The sequence below is a fragment of the Salmonella sp. 32010601201800023SM genome (genome assembly GCF_017572235.1).
Taxonomy (GTDB): domain Bacteria; phylum Pseudomonadota; class Gammaproteobacteria; order Enterobacterales; family Enterobacteriaceae; genus Salmonella; species Salmonella enterica.
The window spans coordinates 892,855-910,452 of sequence record NZ_JAGEQS010000001.1 but is presented as its reverse complement, the minus strand read 5'-3'; the positions used below and the strand labels follow the sequence as shown (position 1 = coordinate 910,452).

Below are 17,598 nucleotides of genomic sequence, written 5' to 3'. Positions count from 1 at the left end.
CGTTGGGTTTAGTTCAGGGATTTTTTCAAATGGTCGGCCAGTGCGGTAATGGCTTCCGGCGAATCGTTATCGAGAATGATATGCTTGCGTTCTGTCTGCGGCGGTACCGAGATGGCGACCAGTTCCGCCAGTGGCGTGGTTGGGGTCCAGTGGATATCGCTCGCCAGCCACGACGTAACGGCTTTTTTCCCGGCGCCGAGAATGGCTTTCATTGACGGGATGCGTGGAACGTTAATATCTGAGGTCACGCAAAGCACCGCGGGCAGCGTGAGCTCGATAATTTCAACGTCTTCTTCCAGTGTGCGTTCAACGATGATTTTGTCGCCGTCGCGTTGAATATGGCTTACTGCGTTGATGACGGGGAGTTTCAGGAGTTCGCCAGTCAGCAGGCCCACCTGTTGGGCATAAATATCGCCGGAGCCCTCTCCAAAGAGCAGCAGGTCAAAGCCGATTTTCTCCGCCGCGGATGCTAGCGCCAGCGCGGTTTCTTTGGGCAGGGCGTGCTCCAGCTGCGCATCCTGAACCATAAAAAGCGCATCTGGCCCGCGGGATAACACATCTTTGCGGACTTTTGAATTTTGTAACAGAGAGCCGCCGACGGTGAGCGCGGCGATCTCGTCGCCATCGCCAGCTAACTGCGCGGCGGCCTCAATTGCATTTAAATCAAACTGGCTGATTTTGGCCTCGGCACGATCAAAATTGAGCGAATGCTCCGGGGTCACGGTAATGTCCTGTTCTTCAGGCACCAACTTAAAGCAGGTTATTATTTTCATTGCATCTCCAGTGAGTCGCGTGCGGATAAGTAACGTAAATCTGACTGAAAATAGTCTGCGGCAGTCTGAAGAGGTTTTCGATGGGTCAATCTGTTTTCCTTGCCAACAATCTTGCACGAAAAATCTGCGAACAGAGAATCGTTAGCAACCATCTGAAAAGGGCGTCATAAAAATATAAATACGGTAGTGAGAATAATAAGTGCGAAGCATATCATCATTTTTTAACATGAAACGTGCGATGTTGTTTCTGTGAGGTTAAAAGAAAACATCAAAGATATGTCGGCTATGTATTTTTGTCTGATAATACGCTATCGACAGGTAATCTGAGCTGTCTGCAAAAGAACATAATATCTTGCATTCGGAACGAATAATCTTGTTTTGCTGGTAATCTCCACGGTTGTACAACACTGACGCTCGCTTTATTTTATCCTGGTTATCTTTTTAAACCTGACAGAGGTTATTATGTATCAGCGCTGTTTTGACTCCGCCGCGGAGACGATTTTTGAACAGGACAAGACCCCTCGATTTTCACGTTTTGTCATTAGCGATGATCCAAACTGGGAGTCTGGCCATCATATGCATGATAATGAAACAGAGCTTATTTACGTCAAAAAAGGGATAGCCAGGTTAATTATTGACTCTTCACTCTACGTCGCGCATGCGGACGATATTGTCGTCGTTGAGCGGGGGCGGCTACACGCTGTAGCATCCGACAGCAATTCGCCGGCTACCACCTATACCTGTGCGCTGTATGGGTTTTGTTTTCCAGGTTGGGAAGAAAACCAACTATTGCAGAGTCATTCCTGTCCGGTGGTTTCCGTGGTTCAGGGGAAAGAGGTCATTAAAAGTATCTTTAATGAATTAAGCGTGTTACTTCCGCAGGGGAAAAACGTATTGGCTTCCTCTGTATACGATGCATTTGCTTACACTCTGACCGCACTTTACTATGAAAATTTTAAAAATGCCTATCGTTCTGAACAAGGCTACATTAAAAAAGATGTATTAATTAAGGATGTGCTTGTTTATCTCAATAATAATTATCGTGAAAAAATCACGCTTGACCAGCTATCGAAAAAATTTCGCGCCAGCGTCAGTTATATATGCCATGAATTTGCCAAAGAATATCATATATCCCCTATCAACTATGTTATTCAACGACGTATGACCGAGGCCAAGTTTGCGCTGACAAACACAGAGTCGCCACTGGCAGAAATTTCATGGCGGGTAGGATATGAAAATGTGGACCATTTTGCCAAATTGTTTATGCGGCATGTAGGATGTTCTCCCAACGATTATCGTAAGCAATTTAAAAATAGCTTGGTTGAGCAGGCGTATTTGCTGCCAAATACCTGACGGCGAAATTTATCTGATTTATTCGGCCTGATGCCGTAAAGCAGTCAGGCCGAATAAGACGTTCCGGTACGATCCTTACTTGTTCTGATAGTCTTTAAGAATCTGGCGTCCTGCCACATAGATCATAATTTCATCCGTGCCGCCACCGATACGTTCGCAGCGAACATCGCGCCAGAAGCGGGAGACACGGGCTTCGTCAGTATAACCAAGCCCACCCATAATCTGAATCGCATCGTCAATCACTTCCATCGCTGTGCGTGCGCAGTACAGCTTAGCCAGCGCGGCGCTGGTACGCAGTGACTCTTCCCGATCGGCCTGCCAGGCGACTTTCAACACCATATTGCGCATGTTTTCGATTTTGATGGCCATTAACGCCAGCTTTTCCTGGATCATCTGGTTATGGCCGATGGGTTTACCAAAGGCGATACGCTGGTTGGCGTAACGGGCGGCATCTTCAAACGCGCATTCGGCGAAACCTGTACTGCGCGCCGCATTAATCAAACGCTCCATCTCAAAATTGTACATGACATTGAGGAAACCCATGCCTTCTTCACCGACCCGGTCGCTTTCGTCCACCTCGACATTATCGAGATAAACTTCGCATGTACTCAACATGTGCCAGCCAATTTTGTGCAGCGGATTAATCTTTATGCCCGGTTTATTTGAGTCCACCCACCAAAGCGTGAACGCTTTTTTAGGATCTTTTGGCTCCGTATCGCGCGCCAGAACCAGCATGTAAGGATATTCTTTTGCACCGGTGATAAATGTTTTTTGGCCGTTAAGATAAACCTTGCCGTTTTTACGCGTCCAGGTTGTTGTGGCGCTATTATTATCAGAGCCCGCGCCAGGTTCTGTTAAGGCTAGCGCATATGCTGGATCGCCGGTGGCCAGAGTACTTTCTGCTGTTTTACGCAGTTGTTCTGCGGAACCAAAACGGCGCATACTGTGAATGCATTGGCCGTTGGTAATCAAAAAGGCCGGAGCGCCGCATTTTGAGATTTCCATCAGCGCCAGCATTTGCGTTACATAGTCAGCCGGAATGCCGCCGAATTCTTCCGGGACGCCCAGCATCGAAATACCGTTTTCCGCCAGCGCCTGCATAAATTCTTTGGGATAGGTGCCCGTTTGATCGCAGGTACGGAAATACTCTTCCGGAAAATTGCTGGTGATTAACTCGCGAATACTGGCCAGTAATAGTTCTTGTTCTTCAGTTAATGAAAAATCCATATTTGTACTCCTTTTAATGTGTTGCGTCAGGAAGCGTGAATCCCATAGTGCTATCGGTAAATAATCTTGTGTCCATCAGTTTTAAATCTGGTGAGATAACCGGTGAAAAATCCATCTTGTCAAGAATATCCCGTTGCAGATCGACGCCAGGCGCAATTTCAATTAAATGCAGGCCATCTTGCTTGAGAGTGAAAACCGCACGTTCAGTGATGTAACGCACGTCTAACCCGCGCTCAAGCGCAATTTTTCCACTGAACGTAATTTCCGGCAGTTCGCTGACGAATTTTTTCACGCGACCTTCCTGCAGAATATTTAATTTGCCATCGGTAATTTCAGTTTTTAAACTTCCGGCCGTCAGAGTTCCGCAGAAAATAATTTTTTGCGACGTTGCGCTAATATCGATAAACCCGCCGGTGCCCATAATTTTGCCGTTGAATTTATGTACACCGACATTACCGTGTTGATCCACTTCGGCAAAACTTAAATAGCAGACATCGAGCCCACCGCCGTGATAAAAATCAAATTGTGAGGTCATATCAAGGATCGCGCGGGTGTTGACATTAGCGCCGAAGGCCACGCCCTGAGAGGTAATACCGCCCACCGGGCCAGTTTCTACGGTCAGCACGAAGTCATCGGCGCAGCCTTCCTCGCGAGCGACCAGACCAATACCGTCGGCAATGCCTACGCCCACATTGCCTACCGCGCCTTTACGCATTTCAAACAGCGCGCGTCGGGCTACCAGCTTGCGCTGATTAAGGGGCAGGGTAAGCTGGGTACTATCATCAAGAGTAAAATCCCCGGAGATAAATCGGTTCACCGGCGCGCCGCCATAGAGTTGCGTCTGGTCGGCGTCGACAACCACAATATCCACCAGATAGCCGGGAATACGCACGGATTTTGGATGCAGCGTGGCTTTTTTTACCATTTTCTGCACCTGCATCATTACAATACCGCCATTATTGTGAACGGCCTGGGCGATCACCAGCGCATCAAGATACATCACCTCATCTTCAAATGATGCATAGCCTTCGCTGTCGCAGGTGGTGGCGCGGATAAAAGCCACATTAGGCGCTATCGCTTTATAATAGAGATATTCTTTATTATCGATCTCTACCAGCTTAATGAGATCTTCTTTAGTCACGTCGTTTAATTTTCCGCCCTGTTGGCGAGGGTCGACAAAGGTACCAATACCGATATCGCTCAGAATACCCGGCTGGTGTGCGGCGCTGGCGCGCAGCGTCTGGGTTAATACGCCTTGTGGGTAGTTATAGGCGGCGATTTTATTTTGTTCAGCCAGTTCAGAAATACGGGGAGATTGCCCCCAATGTCCGCATAGCGCCCATTTTACCAATCCCTCCTGCGCCAGCGGGCTGATGCCGCGATCGGCGCGGTCACCTAATCCGGTAGGGCTAATAATAGATAAATCTCGTGGTGACTGGGTTGTTTGATATTTATCTGCCAGTGCGGTAATTAATGTTGTCGCTTCGAGAATACCGCCGCCTGCGCCCAGAATACATAAAGTGGCCTCATCTGGAATATAATTTACTGCTTCTTGTGCAGAGAGCACGGGAACGCGGCCATTAATGCGTGATGGCTTATTGATTTTCATATTTACTCCACTATTATCCCTGAAAGCAATATCGATATAACCGTGTTAAGGTAATAAAGACAGCGGCTTTCAATGAATATGGAACATATTCATATCAGATAACTATTTATTTTATTGTGGCAGAAAGAGAATATTCCGCCACACGATAAAGTATTACGCCTGGTGCAATATAGTTAATACGGTACGCAGATCGGCTACCGATATTTGTCCCGGCGCAGATGCTTTTTTCACCGCGCCAAACGTTGCTGCAGAACCGAACACTTCGCCGGCAAGACGAGATATTACCCCGGTTTTCGACATCGACATGGTAATAATCGGACGATCCGCATAGCGCTCCTGCATTTCTACAGTGGCGGTAAGTAAGGTCAGGACATCGGCTTTAGTCTGCGGCATGACGGCGATCTTCGGAATATCGGCGCCCAGTTCCTGCATTTTACGCAGACGCTGAACAATCTCTTCCGCTGCGGGCGTTTTATGAAAATCATGGTTAGACATGATCACCGCAACATTGTGTTGATGAGCATAGCCGACGGTGGCTTTCACCTCATCGTCGCCGGTAAAAAGCTCAAGATCGATCATATCGACCAGACCGCTGTCAACCGCTGCACGATTCAGAGCGATATACTGTCCGGTGGTTAGCGCCTGTTCGCCGCCTTCTTTCGCGCTGCGGAAGGTAAATAGCAAGGGTTTATCGGTAATAATCTCCCGGATGGCGCCGGCGGCCTCAAGTACGCTTTCTCCCGTCGTCACGTTGGCAAAATGGTCAACGCGCCACTCCAGAATATCGAAATCCGCTTCACGGTAGGCGAGTGCTTCCGATTTCACATCGGTAATGGTTTTTCCCATTAGCGACACAATGATCTTTGGCGCGCCTTCGCCAACCACGAGATCTCTTACAGTTACGGTTTTCATTTGGTACCCTTCATTGTCATTCGTCGCAATTATAATTTTACCGGTCAGGCTGTGAATCCCATCACCTGCTTCACATAGTCCAATGGAAATGCTTTTCCTGTCCACAGTTCAAACTGTTCGGCTCCTTGCCATAACAACATGCCGTAACCATCAATTGTTTTGCAACCAGCTTGTTGCGCCTGCTGCAATAACTTTGTCATATGCGGATTATAAACACATTCGGTGACCAGCAATTCAGGGCGGAGCAGGGAAACATCGCCGATCAGGGATTCGTTCTCCAATGGTTTCATGCCAACTTTGGTGCCGTTCGTCAGAATATCTGCGCTGGCAAGCGCTTCAGTAAAAGCGTGCTGATCGGCAAGATCGGTGACGGTAACGACGCAATCGGTGTTTTCATTCACCCGCTTCGCAAAGGCAACCGCTTTTTCGAAAAAGTCATCTTTACGGTTAAACAGTTTAATTTCCTTAATGCCTTCAATGGCTGCCTGGGCGCCAATGGCGGTAGCCGCGCCTCCCGCGCCGAGCAGCACCATGGTTTTTCCTCGAATATCGAAACCGCTTTCTTTAATTGCCCGAATATGGCCCGTACCATCCGTATTGTAGCCGCGTAGATAGCCGTCATCGTTAACAATGGTGTTGATAGCGCCAACCAGTTTTGCTGCTGGCGTTAATTCATCGACATACTCACACGCGAGCTGTTTGTTTGGCATGGAAACGCCCGTACCGCGCATTTTTAATGCTTTCAGTCCTTCAATGGCGCTGGCAAACGTCGTGTTATCCACTTCGAAAGCCATATAGGTATACGGTAGCCCCGCTTTTTCTAACGCTTTGTTTTGCATTTCGGGCGATAAGCTATGACGGATAGGATACGCCATAAGACCAATTAATTCATATTTTGCGGTAACATCCATTTTATACTCCTTAATAAGTGGACAGTGCAGAGCAGGGCGCATGCCTGTTGCGCATCGTTAACATTTTTACTGGAAATAACGCTCGCCAAATCGGACATCGTTTTGCGGGATCTTAAATACGCGATAATAGCGAATAAATACAATAATGGCGGTGATAAATGTCAGTAGTGCAAAGGCAAAATCTAACAAAATGATATATTGCAGGCCAATAGTAGAGAGATAACCGGTAATCAGTGGGATAAGAAAGTTAGCTACGCCCCCCATCATCATATATATACTGGTGACTTTAGCTTTACTCTTAGGGAAAAATTCCGACATTACCGATACACCTAATTGTAAAATACCTCCAGCAGCGGAAAAACCAATCACGAAGGCGCCAGCATTACAGATCAGTGGAGAGGGATACAGGTAAATTGCCGCAGCGGTGAGTGTCGCCAGCCCGGCATTGAAAACATTGGCCCAGATGGGGCGAACCATTTTTTTCAGCAATGCGGCAAAAATAAACACGCAAACCAACGATCCCATACTGTAATAAGAGATGGTTTTCAGCGCGTCGGATTCCGCCATTCCGGCGAAGGCCATCGCATATTTAGGCATCCAGACCACAATCACATAGAAGGTTGAGAACGCGGCGACGCCAAATAAAACGGAAGCTACGCCTTCCAGCCAGACGAGGGGAGTACTGTTCATCTGGGGTAATTCTTTCGCAATACTGGCATCGACAAGTTGGCTGGGAAAACGGCTTTTCAACAGCATCAACGTGATGAGGACGAAAAGGATACCGGGGATTACCACCGCGTAGCCGTACCAGATATGGTTGACTAACAAGGCGCTGACAATAAGGGGATAAATCATTTGCCCAAAAGAGACCATCGCTTTAACCAGAATAACTGCCGAGCCCGATGCTTTGGGAAAACACTCCATTAATGCAGGGTATCCGCCGGTATCCAGCGCGGAGTTCGCCACGCCGACACACACCGCTAATATGAAAGCGATCATCAGATTAGGACTGGCGGGAATACCGAAGAAAAACAGCATATATAGTACGGCGCCAAGCAGTATTATTGCCCGACGGCCAAATTTATCGGACAGTACGCCAAAGAATAAAATACTGACCAGACGGCCAAGACCAATGCCAGAGATTAAATAGGCGATACCGGCACTATCCGTGGAGAATTTCTGTGCAAGGGAGGTCATGTTCTGGGCTAGTGTAATAACACTCATGCCGTGGAGAAAGTAACTAAAATAAATGCAGATAACAGCCAGCAAATATGGCATGTTGCGAGCCTTGTTCTGAGACATTTGTTCACAGCTCCTTGCTGATGGTTTGATTCAATGTCCTGCTTATTACTGCTTTACTACATGCAGCGATTGTTCAGTAACACTATAAGTCGGTACTGTCGTTATATGTACATAACATGGCGTTTAAAATGCCAGGTTTATTGCATTGATAGCATTTCATTTGTTAGCCAGGAAATATAAAAATTGCTGCGTATTTGTTGTTTAATACATATAACTCGTGATGCTCATCGCAATTTTTCTGATAAGTGTGAAGATAATGAATAATAATTAACACGAAAATTACATTTTTTGTTTCCCGGTGATAATGGCTAACGTTTTATTTTGCATAGCAAGGCAATAATATTGCAACTGGCACGCTAACATTTATTGTGCAGTTGACGCTGCTTCAGCGTGATGTTGTGATTCAGCCCGACTTCGGTAACCGATGAACAGCGCGAGAAGAAATCCCGCTGCGGCGATACCGGTATCAAACCACATAATATGTGCAATGCTCATTTCTGAAATCCGCGCTGTGATCAACGGAATAGTGAACGTCGCGATACTGCCGGCGCTGTAATAAATGCCGGTCGCTTTACCTTTCTCCTGTGGAAAACGGGCCGCCATCAGCGTCAGGCCGATTTGTACTACGCCACCGGCGGAAGAGAATCCAATGACGAATGCGAAGATCATAACAACATAGGCCTGAGGATGCAGGCAGACCGTCAGAAGCGCAATAAAAGAGATAAAGGTATAAAACATCAATAATGTGGTAGAGCGAATTGTTTTTCTGACCAGCGGGGCGGTTATAAAAACGCACAGTAGCGAGCCGCAGGTATAAATACTTAACAGTTTGATGGATTGGGTATACGACATTCCTGCGACGAACTGTCCATACTGCGCCAGCCACTGGCTGATAAGATAAAAGGTTGCCATCGAGATATAACCATAAAGGGTGTAGCTGATAAGATCGATGAGGGAGCAATGATGTACGCCTGTGACAGGCGCTTGCGAGATTTTGGGCTTCAATATCCGACCAGGATAGGGTGGAAAAGGACAGCGTAATAAAAACAGAGCATTAATAAGCATGATCGCCCCGGCAAGCAGGAAGGACCAGCCAAACCACATATTAGCCCAGACTAATAAACTGATAATAATGGGCAACAAGAATTGCCCGCCAGAGACAAATGCTTTGATCAGAATATTTGCCGTACTGGGGGAGCGAGGGAAGGCTTCCATCAAACTGGGATAGGTACCTGCATCCAAAAAACTGTTGGCCATACCCGCTAAAAAGCCACAGGCATAAGCGACAAAAATCGTCTGAGCATAAAGAATGCCAATGAAAAAAATCAGGTAACAGGCGGTCCCCAGAATGATAAAAGGACGGCGACCAAAGCGATCGGAAAGCATACCGGCGATTAACAAAACGCTTAGCCGGCCAATACCAAGCGAAGAGATCACAATAGATACGCCTGCGGCACTGGTATGCCATTGCTGTTCAAGCGATGACATGTTCAGGCTCATCAGGATAACCCCCATGCCATGTACAAAGTAATTAAAATACAACCCTACAGCGGTAGGGAAATAACGATTTTTCATATTATCTGACTCAGAGATGCCGCCTGAACATTACAGTGGTATACACAGGCAGGAAGCATATTGGATAGGGTGACAAGTCAATGTCGTGATTGTGTGGTTTTCTATCCGGTATCAATACGATGCGGCGATAAAGTTTACGTCTAACACAGCCGCTCCAGATCATGTGCGAAAAGTTCGGCAGCAACAGATTGATAAATTTTCCACTCGATAAAATCACCCTCTGTATAAATGGACTGAAAAGAAGATAAATCAGGGAAGTAACGCATTGTATTATTGCCGATGCGGTTATTTATTTTGTCAACAATGGCGTTAATTCGTCGCTGTCTCCTGGCTTTCATTTCCTTCAGCCTGGCAATGATTTCTGGAGAGATGGGAGTGTCGCCAGCTTCCCATCGTTGCCAGGTTGCCGAATTATTATCCTGGGTGATATAGATTGTGCATTCTTCAATCGTCATATCAAAAATACGCCGTAGTGCTTGTAGTTCTAACGCGTTCATCATTTTTTAGGCTTTTATATGAAAAAAGTGATGCTATAAATAGCACCACCGACACCGTTTCGACTTGAACAGAATCACACTATTTTGTGCAATATTATTTGTTCGTTGCAGATATCGCGGTGTTGAAGGGAAACGGGAGCTGGCTTATGTAACAATGCGGCGAAAAAAGTTAAAAAAAAGCCCATCGTAGGAGACGGGCAAAGACTACACACAGCAATTCGTTGTTTCACTCAGGGGATTTCCATGCTTATAAATCAATGTGTTGATTTATAACCGTGTGCTAATAGTAGGCATGAGCACTTTTTGCGTCGATCAGATTCGTCTCAATAGTTTAAAAACTGTAACGGATTTGCGACAGAAATGAGATGCGGCGGGGAACAGACGGGCGAATCAAAATGGAGTGTGCGTTGAATTGATAAACGTCGCTAAAGCATCGGGCGGCAATGCCGCCCGACGGGATTATGACTGCTTGTTGGCTTCCTCGATATCATCCAGCTCTTCAAGGATCTCCTCTGGTTCATTCGTCGGCGCCGGAACTTCATGTACCCATGCGGAGAACAAACGCCAGGTCACGGCCAGAAGCACCGGTCCAATAAACAGACCAATCATACCGAATGCAATCAGGCCGCCGATTACCCCGGAAAGGATCAGAAGCAGCGGTAAATCGGCGCCCATGCGGATGAGTACCGGGCGAATCACGTTATCCAGAGTGCCGACGACGGCGCTCCAAACCAGCAGCACGGTGCCCCAGGTGGTGTCGCCTGTCCAGTAAAGCCAGATAATGGCTGGAATCAATACCGGCAACGGCCCCAACTGAACCAGACACGAAAGGATCATCACTACCGTCAACAGGGTAGCGTAAGGCACGCCGGAAATCGCCAGCCCGACGCCGCCAAGTACCGCCTGTACCAGCGCGGTGACCACCACGCCAAGCGCCACGGCGCGGATCGCCTGGGCAGCCAGCAGAACCGCCGCATCGCCGCGTTTAGCCGCGAGACGACAGGCAAAATGACGTATTCCCATCGCCACTTGTTCGCCGCGCCAGTAAAGCAGGGCGCTAAACAACAGCATCAGGGCGCAGTGCATCATAAAGCGTCCGATATGCGCCGCCTGACCGACAAACCAGGTCGTGGTTGTGCCGATATAAGGCCGCACTTTCGCCATAATAGCGCTACCGCCCATATCCAGCAGGCTATGCCATCCGGCATACAGTTTGGCGCCAACCAACGGAATATTATTTAACCATGCCAGATCGGGTAGTGTCATATCGCCGCCGGTCACTGCATGGATGAGCGGGCCGCTACCATCGACAATGCTGTTCACCAGCAAGGCGACGGGAATAACGAAGAGCAGCACTAACAGCAGCGTCATGACCAGTACGGCAAGCGAGCGGCGGCCCCACAATATTTTTTGTAATTTCAGCAAAACGGGCCAGGTCGCGATAACAATCGTACCTGCCCATGCAAACCCCAAAATAAAAGGCTGTACTATCCACAAACAGGCCACAATCATGATGGCTAAAAACAGCACCGATAGCAGCACTTGCGCAATATCCCTGGGCTGACGAACATTTACCATAAATACTTTTCACCTTTGTCTTTGCGCCAGAACGTTGGCGCGACGTGAACATGCAAACCACACCCTATAATGATGAGCAATTTCAGCGGTTTTTAACAGGCCGATTCTGCATGTAATTCTGTTGGGCGCACCGGAAAAAAATGTGATACAACAAATAACGCAACACGCAAACGATTAAGCATCCCTTCCTGTGCGTAGACCGCTCGCGCTCGCCGGGTTGGGTGCCACCGTTCACAACATAGACCGCAGGAAAAGGTCAGTATAATGATTCCACAAATTTCTCAGGCACCCGGCGTCGTTCAGCTGGTGCTCAATTTTTTGCAGGCGCTGGAGCAGCAAGGGTTTACGGGCGATACGGCAACCAGCTATGCCGACCGTCTGACAATGTCGACCGATAACAGTATCTACCAGCTTCTTCCCGATGCTGTTGTGTTTCCCCGTTCTACGGCGGATGTCGCGCTTCTTGCCCGTCTGGCGGCGGAGCCGCGCTTTACGTCGCTGATATTTACCCCTCGAGGCGGCGGTACTGGCACGAATGGCCAGGCGCTAAACCAGGGCATTATTGTTGATATGTCCCGCTATATGAACCGCATTATTGAAATTAATCCTGAAGAGGGATGGGTGCGGGTAGAGGCGGGAGTGATAAAAGATCAGCTTAATCAAGCGTTAAAGCCGTATGGCTATTTTTTTGCGCCGGAACTTTCCACCAGTAATCGCGCCACGCTTGGCGGTATGATTAATACCGATGCCTCCGGTCAGGGTTCGCTGGTCTATGGAAAAACGTCAGATCACGTCTTAGGCATACGGGCCGTATTGTTGGGGGGCGATATCCTTGACACGCAATCGATGCCCGTAGAGCTTGCCCGGACGCTGGGTGAAAACACGACGATGCCAGGCCGCATCTATCAGACCGTCTATCAGTCCTGCCTGGAAAACCGTCAACTTATCCTCGATAGCTTTCCAAAGCTCAATCGTTTCCTGACAGGCTACGATTTACGCCACGTCTTTAACGATGACATGACCCGCTTCGATCTTACCCGCATCTTAACGGGGTCGGAAGGGACGCTGGCGTTTATTACTGAAGCCCGGCTGGATATTACCCCGATACCCAAAGTCCGCCGTCTGGTAAATGTAAAATACGACTCCTTTGATTCCGCGCTGCGTAACGCCCCTTTTATGGTTGATGCGCGCGCCTTATCCGTCGAGACGGTCGATTCCAAAGTCCTTAACCTCGCGCGGGAAGATATTGTCTGGCACTCCGTTAGCGAATTGATTACCGATGTGCCGGATAAAGAAATGCTTGGCCTGAATATCGTGGAATTCGCGGGTGACGATGAAGCGCTTATTGACGGACAGGTCGAGGCGCTGTGCCACCGGCTGGATGGCCTGATGGCACGTGCGGAAGCGGGCGTGATCGGCTGGCAACTTTGTACCGATTTGACGGGTATTGAGCGTATTTACGCGATGCGTAAAAAAGCGGTAGGGCTGCTGGGTAATGCGAAAGGCGCTGCCAAACCGATTCCTTTCGCGGAAGATACCTGCGTGCCGCCTGAACATCTGGCCGATTACATCGCCGAATTTCGCGCTCTGCTGGATGGTCATGGCTTAAGTTACGGCATGTTCGGCCACGTGGATGCCGGGGTGCTGCATGTGCGTCCGGCGCTGGATATGTGCGATCCGCAGCAGGAACTGTTGATGAAACAGATCTCCGATGAGGTCGTCGCGCTGACCGCCAGATACGGTGGGCTGTTGTGGGGCGAGCATGGAAAAGGTTTCCGTGCGGAATACAGCCCGGCCTTTTTCGGCGAAGTCCTGTATGGCGAGCTGCGCAAAATAAAAGCGGCTTTTGATCCGCATAATCGACTTAACCCGGGTAAAATCTGTCCGCCGCAAGGGATAGAGGCGCCGATGATGAAGGTGGATGCGGTAAAACGCGGCACCTGGGATCGGCAAATCCCGCTGGCGGTACGGCAGACCTGGCGCGGCGCTATGGAGTGTAATGGTAACGGCCTGTGCTTTAATTTCGATGCGAAAAGCCCGATGTGCCCGTCGATGAAAATTAGCCTTAACCGGATCCACTCGCCGAAAGGGCGGGCGACGCTGGTACGGGAATGGCTCCGTCTATTGGCCGATCGCGGCGTCGATCCGCTGAAGCTGGAAAAGGAGTTGCCGGAAAAACGCGCCAGCTTACGCACGCTGATTGCCCGCACCCGGAATAGTTGGCACAAACGCAAAGGCGAGTATGACTTTTCCCATGAAGTTAAAGAGGCCATGTCCGGCTGTCTGGCGTGTAAAGCCTGTACGACCCAGTGTCCGATTAAAATCGATGTTCCGGAGTTTCGTTCACGTTTCTTACAGCTTTACCATACGCGTTATCTGCGTCCGGTACGCGATCATCTGGTGGCGACGGTCGAGACCTACGCGCCGCTGATGGCGCGTGCGCCAAAGACCTTTAACTTTTTTATTAACCAACCGATGGTTCGCAATCTGGCGAAAAAACATATCGGTATGGTGGATTTACCTCTGCTTTCTGCCCCTTCATTGCAACAGCAACTGGTGGGCCATCCGTCTGCCAATATGACGCTTGAGCAACTGGAGCGCATGAGCGCCGAGCAAAAAGCGAAAACGGTACTGGTGGTTCAGGACCCGTTTACCAGCTACTACGACGCTCGGGTCGTAGCGGACTTTATCCGCCTGGCGGAAAAACTGGGCAGGAGGCCGGTATTGTTACCGTTCTCGCCGAATGGTAAGGCGCAGCATATTAAAGGTTTTCTTAATCGCTTTGCGAAAACGGCGAAAAAAACCTCTGAGTTCCTTAATCGGATCGCTGCGTTGGGGATGCCGATGGTGGGCGTCGATCCGGCGCTGGTTCTGTGTTATCGCGACGAATACAAACTGGCGCTGGGCGAACAGCGCGGCGATTTTCATGTGTTGCTGGTGAATGAATGGCTGGTGCAGGAAATAAATGCAAGACTGTCCGTCGAGGTGAGCGGCGAACCGTGGTACTTTTTTGGTCATTGTACGGAAGTCACGGCTTTACCCGGCGCGCCTGCGCAGTGGGCCGCCATCTTTGCCCATTTTGGCGCGAAGCTGGAAAATGTCAGCGTAGGCTGCTGCGGTATGGCGGGCACTTATGGACATGAACTCACCAATCATAAAAATTCGCTGGGAATTTATGAGCTATCCTGGCATCAGGCGATGCAACGTCTACCGCGAAACCGTTGCCTGGCAACCGGCTATTCCTGCCGAAGCCAGGTTAAACGCATTGAAGGTACGGGCGTGCGTCACCCGTTGCAGGCATTACTGGAGATTATAGGTTGATCTGGAAACGTGAAGTGACCCTCGATGCGCTTAATGCGATGGGGGAAGGGAATATGGTTGGCCTGCTTGATATCCGCTTTGAGCATATTGGGGACGATACGCTGGAAGCGACAATGCCCGTCGATCATCGCACCAAACAGCCGTTCGGCTTGCTGCATGGCGGAGCGTCTGTGGTGCTGGCGGAAAGTATCGGCTCGGTCGCAGGCTATCTGTGTACGCAGGGGGAGCAAAAGGTGGTGGGGCTGGAGGTGAATGCCAACCATGTACGGTCGGCGCGTCAGGGGCGCGTACGAGGCGTCTGTAAAGCGTTGCATACCGGGGCTCGCCATCAGGTCTGGCAGATAGAGATCTTTGATGAACAGGGACGTCTGTGCTGTTCTTCGCGCCTTACTACGGCGATTGTGTGACGTTGTCACCATAAAAGTGTGATGCATATTGCTTTTGGTCAAAATGTGCGCAGAAAAAGGTGATATACTGTGCACGTTTACACATAAGCGAGGATGATATGTCTACTGATTTAGACCCAACCCAACTGGCGATTGAATTTTTACGCCGTGATAAAACCGAACTTTCTCCCGCGCAGTATTTGAAGCGTTTAAAACAGCTGGAGTTAGAGTTTGCCGATCTCCTCACCCTCTCAGCAACCGAACTGAAAGAAGAGATCTATTTCGCCTGGCGGTTGGGCGTGCATTAATAAAGTCTGTGTAGGCCGGATAAGGCGTTAGCCGCCATCCGGCTATGTTACCAGGCAATCTCACCAGACCCTGTCCCCAGATAATAGATAATCCTCTTGATTTTGTTTAAAAAAAATACAGATCGCCATTTGTGCTAAAAAGGCGCGCTCTCTTTATGAGATTATTCTTATGCCCCTTCAAGAGCTAAGCCATTAAGAGTGCCGGAGATAAGCGCCGGATGGGGCCGGAACCCTTAAGCCTGTATTGAACAGACTTAAGGGTTTTTCTTTTCCGGGCGCGTAAAAACTAAGGTCTGTCAATAACCGCTGGCATGTCGTCAGCCGTATGATTATTCAAAATACGGTTAGCCAGCACACCTGACATCATCGATCCGTTAACGTTCAGAGCCGTGCGGGCCATATCAACGATAGGTTCGATGGCAATAAAAATACCGACCAGCGCAACGGGAAAATTCAACGTCGACAGGACAATCAGCGCCGCGAACGTACCGCCGCCGCCGACGCCGGCTACGCCAATAGACCCTAGCGCAATGGCAGGCAACATCGCGGCCAGAAAATGCAGCGAGAGCGGATCAATGCCGATGGTGGGCGCAATCATCGCTACCATAATAGCCGGATAAATCCCGGCGCAGCCATTTTGCCCCATACTGGAGCCAAACGAGGCGGAAATATTGGCAATAGTGCTTTGTACGCCAAATTTTTCCTGGGCGGAAATGGCCAGCGGGATAGAGGCTGCGCTGCTACGGGAGACAAACGCAAAGGTTAAGACGGGCCAGACCATTCTGAAATAACGCGCTGGATTATTACCGCTGAGGATCAGCAAGATGGCATGCACGATAAACATCATAAAAATCGCGATGTAACAGGCGCCGATAAAACCAAGTAAGCTGGCGAATTGTTCAAGGCGGTATGATGAAAATACGGTAGTCATTAATGCCATGACGCCATAGGGCGTTAATGCAATAACGATACGTACCATCTTCATGACCCAGATCTGAATAGCGTTAATGCCTGCGCTTAATTTCTGACCTTCTTCCGGCGCCTCTTTTTTGACCTTTAACAGAGCGATCCCCGCTATTAGCGTGAAGATAACGATGCCGATAACGGAAACACTTCTGGCTCCCGTAAGATCAAGAAAAATATTAGTCGGAATCAGCGATGTCACTAACTGGGGAATCGACACCGCGGCAGTCTTATTGACTTCTTCCGTAGTTAACATTGACGGCATGTGCACAAAAGGGCTGGCGTCAAGCCCCAGCACATGAGCGGTCAGTAATCCGATAAAACCGGCAACCATCACCAGGCATAACATGCATCCGACGATCGTCAGCGACATTTTTCCGATGCCGGCGCTATTTTCCAGTTTATTGATGGCGGAAAGAATAGAAATAAAAATTAGCGGTATAGCGACCAGTTTTAGCAGGTGGACGTAACCATTGCCGACGATGCTGTACCATTCGATAATAGTTTTAGTGTGATTTGCTGAAATAAAATGCAGGGATAAACCAATAACAGCCCCTAAAAAGATAGCGATAAAAACGCTTTTCGACAGGGAATCGCTTTTTTGATTAATTCTCAAGATGACCCACGAGAAAACCAAAAAAAGTGCGATATACGCGAGCGTAACAACCATATTTTAAGCCTCTTGCCTCATTCAGCACCTGAAATGCCGGAAAGAGTTTACATAAACCTATAGCTCAAACTGAGTTATAGAACCGCAGCGGATTATAAAGAGCGCAACGCCAGGTATCCATACAAAAAATGGGGTTCTGACCTCGCCGCCCGGCAATGTCGACAGCCTATTAATTAAATAGTCATTTTCTATACATCTTTTCGTTTTTGACCT

General features: G+C 48.9%; 14 protein-coding genes and 1 other RNA gene. 4 read left to right on the top strand and 11 right to left on the bottom strand.

The window, feature by feature from the left end; translation table 11 throughout:
* Window positions 1–8: 8 nt before the first annotated feature.
* Complete coding sequence (locus J4617_RS04580; protein ID WP_000692095.1) at window positions 9–773, bottom strand: electron transfer flavoprotein; 765 nt, start codon at window positions 771–773, stop codon at window positions 9–11.
* Window positions 774–1,235: 462 nt separating this feature from the next.
* Between J4617_RS04580 and J4617_RS04575 the strand changes: the two genes are divergently transcribed.
* Entirely contained in the window at window positions 1,236–2,126 is an 891-nt protein-coding gene (locus J4617_RS04575) for an AraC family transcriptional regulator (RefSeq protein WP_000284832.1), read from the top strand.
* 75 nt (window positions 2,127–2,201) lie between these two features.
* Here J4617_RS04575 and J4617_RS04570 read toward each other — a convergent pair whose 3' ends face one another.
* The 9 genes from J4617_RS04570 to ydiK all read right to left on the bottom strand — a co-directional run bounded on the left by J4617_RS04570 (window position 2,202) and on the right by ydiK (window position 11,737).
* On the bottom strand, window positions 2,202–3,353 hold the full coding sequence (locus J4617_RS04570) for an acyl-CoA dehydrogenase (RefSeq protein ID WP_000347819.1): 1,152 nt from the start codon (window positions 3,351–3,353) through the stop codon (window positions 2,202–2,204).
* Window positions 3,354–3,366: 13 nt separating this feature from the next.
* A complete protein-coding gene (locus tag J4617_RS04565; RefSeq protein ID WP_000700599.1) occupies window positions 3,367–4,962 on the bottom strand; it encodes an acyl CoA:acetate/3-ketoacid CoA transferase in 1,596 nt (531 codons plus the stop codon).
* A gap of 153 nt (window positions 4,963–5,115) precedes the next feature.
* Window positions 5,116–5,874 carry a type I 3-dehydroquinate dehydratase gene (gene aroD, locus J4617_RS04560; RefSeq protein WP_017465447.1) on the bottom strand — a complete coding sequence of 253 codons (759 nt, stop codon included), beginning with the start codon at window positions 5,872–5,874 and terminating at the stop codon, window positions 5,116–5,118.
* Window positions 5,875–5,918: 44 nt separating this feature from the next.
* Window positions 5,919–6,785 (bottom strand): quinate/shikimate dehydrogenase, encoded by an 867-nt coding sequence (ydiB, locus tag J4617_RS04555; RefSeq protein ID WP_000383488.1) that lies wholly within the window; start codon window positions 6,783–6,785, stop codon window positions 5,919–5,921.
* A gap of 66 nt (window positions 6,786–6,851) precedes the next feature.
* Window positions 6,852–8,087 carry an MFS transporter gene (locus J4617_RS04550; protein ID WP_000081211.1) on the bottom strand — a complete coding sequence of 412 codons (1,236 nt, stop codon included), beginning with the start codon at window positions 8,085–8,087 and terminating at the stop codon, window positions 6,852–6,854.
* A gap of 363 nt (window positions 8,088–8,450) precedes the next feature.
* A complete protein-coding gene (locus tag J4617_RS04545; RefSeq protein ID WP_000797669.1) occupies window positions 8,451–9,662 on the bottom strand; it encodes an MFS transporter in 1,212 nt (403 codons plus the stop codon).
* A gap of 140 nt (window positions 9,663–9,802) precedes the next feature.
* A complete protein-coding gene (locus J4617_RS04540; RefSeq protein ID WP_000980455.1) occupies window positions 9,803–10,162 on the bottom strand; it encodes a YdiL family protein in 360 nt (119 codons plus the stop codon).
* Between the two features lie 166 nt (window positions 10,163–10,328).
* Window positions 10,329–10,436: antisense sRNA RprA (gene rprA / locus J4617_RS04535), an RNA gene on the bottom strand.
* A 182-nt stretch (window positions 10,437–10,618) separates the two neighbouring features.
* The gene (ydiK, locus tag J4617_RS04530) at window positions 10,619–11,737 is read right to left on the bottom strand and encodes an AI-2E family transporter YdiK (RefSeq protein WP_000248615.1); all 1,119 of its coding nucleotides are present in this window, start codon (window positions 11,735–11,737) and stop codon (window positions 10,619–10,621) included.
* A gap of 264 nt (window positions 11,738–12,001) precedes the next feature.
* On the opposite strand from ydiK, the gene J4617_RS04525 reads away from it, so the two are divergent.
* The 3 genes from J4617_RS04525 (at window position 12,002) to J4617_RS04515 (ending at window position 15,752) form a co-directional block, all read left to right on the top strand.
* Window positions 12,002–15,058, top strand: a complete 3,057-nt coding sequence (locus J4617_RS04525; protein ID WP_017465448.1) for an FAD-binding and (Fe-S)-binding domain-containing protein — start codon at window positions 12,002–12,004, stop codon at window positions 15,056–15,058.
* A complete protein-coding gene (menI, locus tag J4617_RS04520; protein ID WP_000637926.1) occupies window positions 15,055–15,465 on the top strand; it encodes a 1,4-dihydroxy-2-naphthoyl-CoA hydrolase in 411 nt (136 codons plus the stop codon). The genes J4617_RS04525 and menI overlap by 4 nt, the downstream gene beginning before the upstream one ends.
* A 98-nt stretch (window positions 15,466–15,563) precedes the next feature.
* Window positions 15,564–15,752, top strand: a complete 189-nt coding sequence (locus J4617_RS04515) for a YdiH family protein (protein ID WP_001537749.1) — start codon at window positions 15,564–15,566, stop codon at window positions 15,750–15,752.
* 286 nt (window positions 15,753–16,038) lie between these two features.
* Here the strand turns inward: J4617_RS04515 and J4617_RS04510 are convergent, their stop codons facing one another.
* Window positions 16,039–17,385, bottom strand: a complete 1,347-nt coding sequence (locus tag J4617_RS04510; RefSeq protein ID WP_017465449.1) for an L-cystine transporter — start codon at window positions 17,383–17,385, stop codon at window positions 16,039–16,041.
* Window positions 17,386–17,598 lie beyond the last annotated feature (213 nt).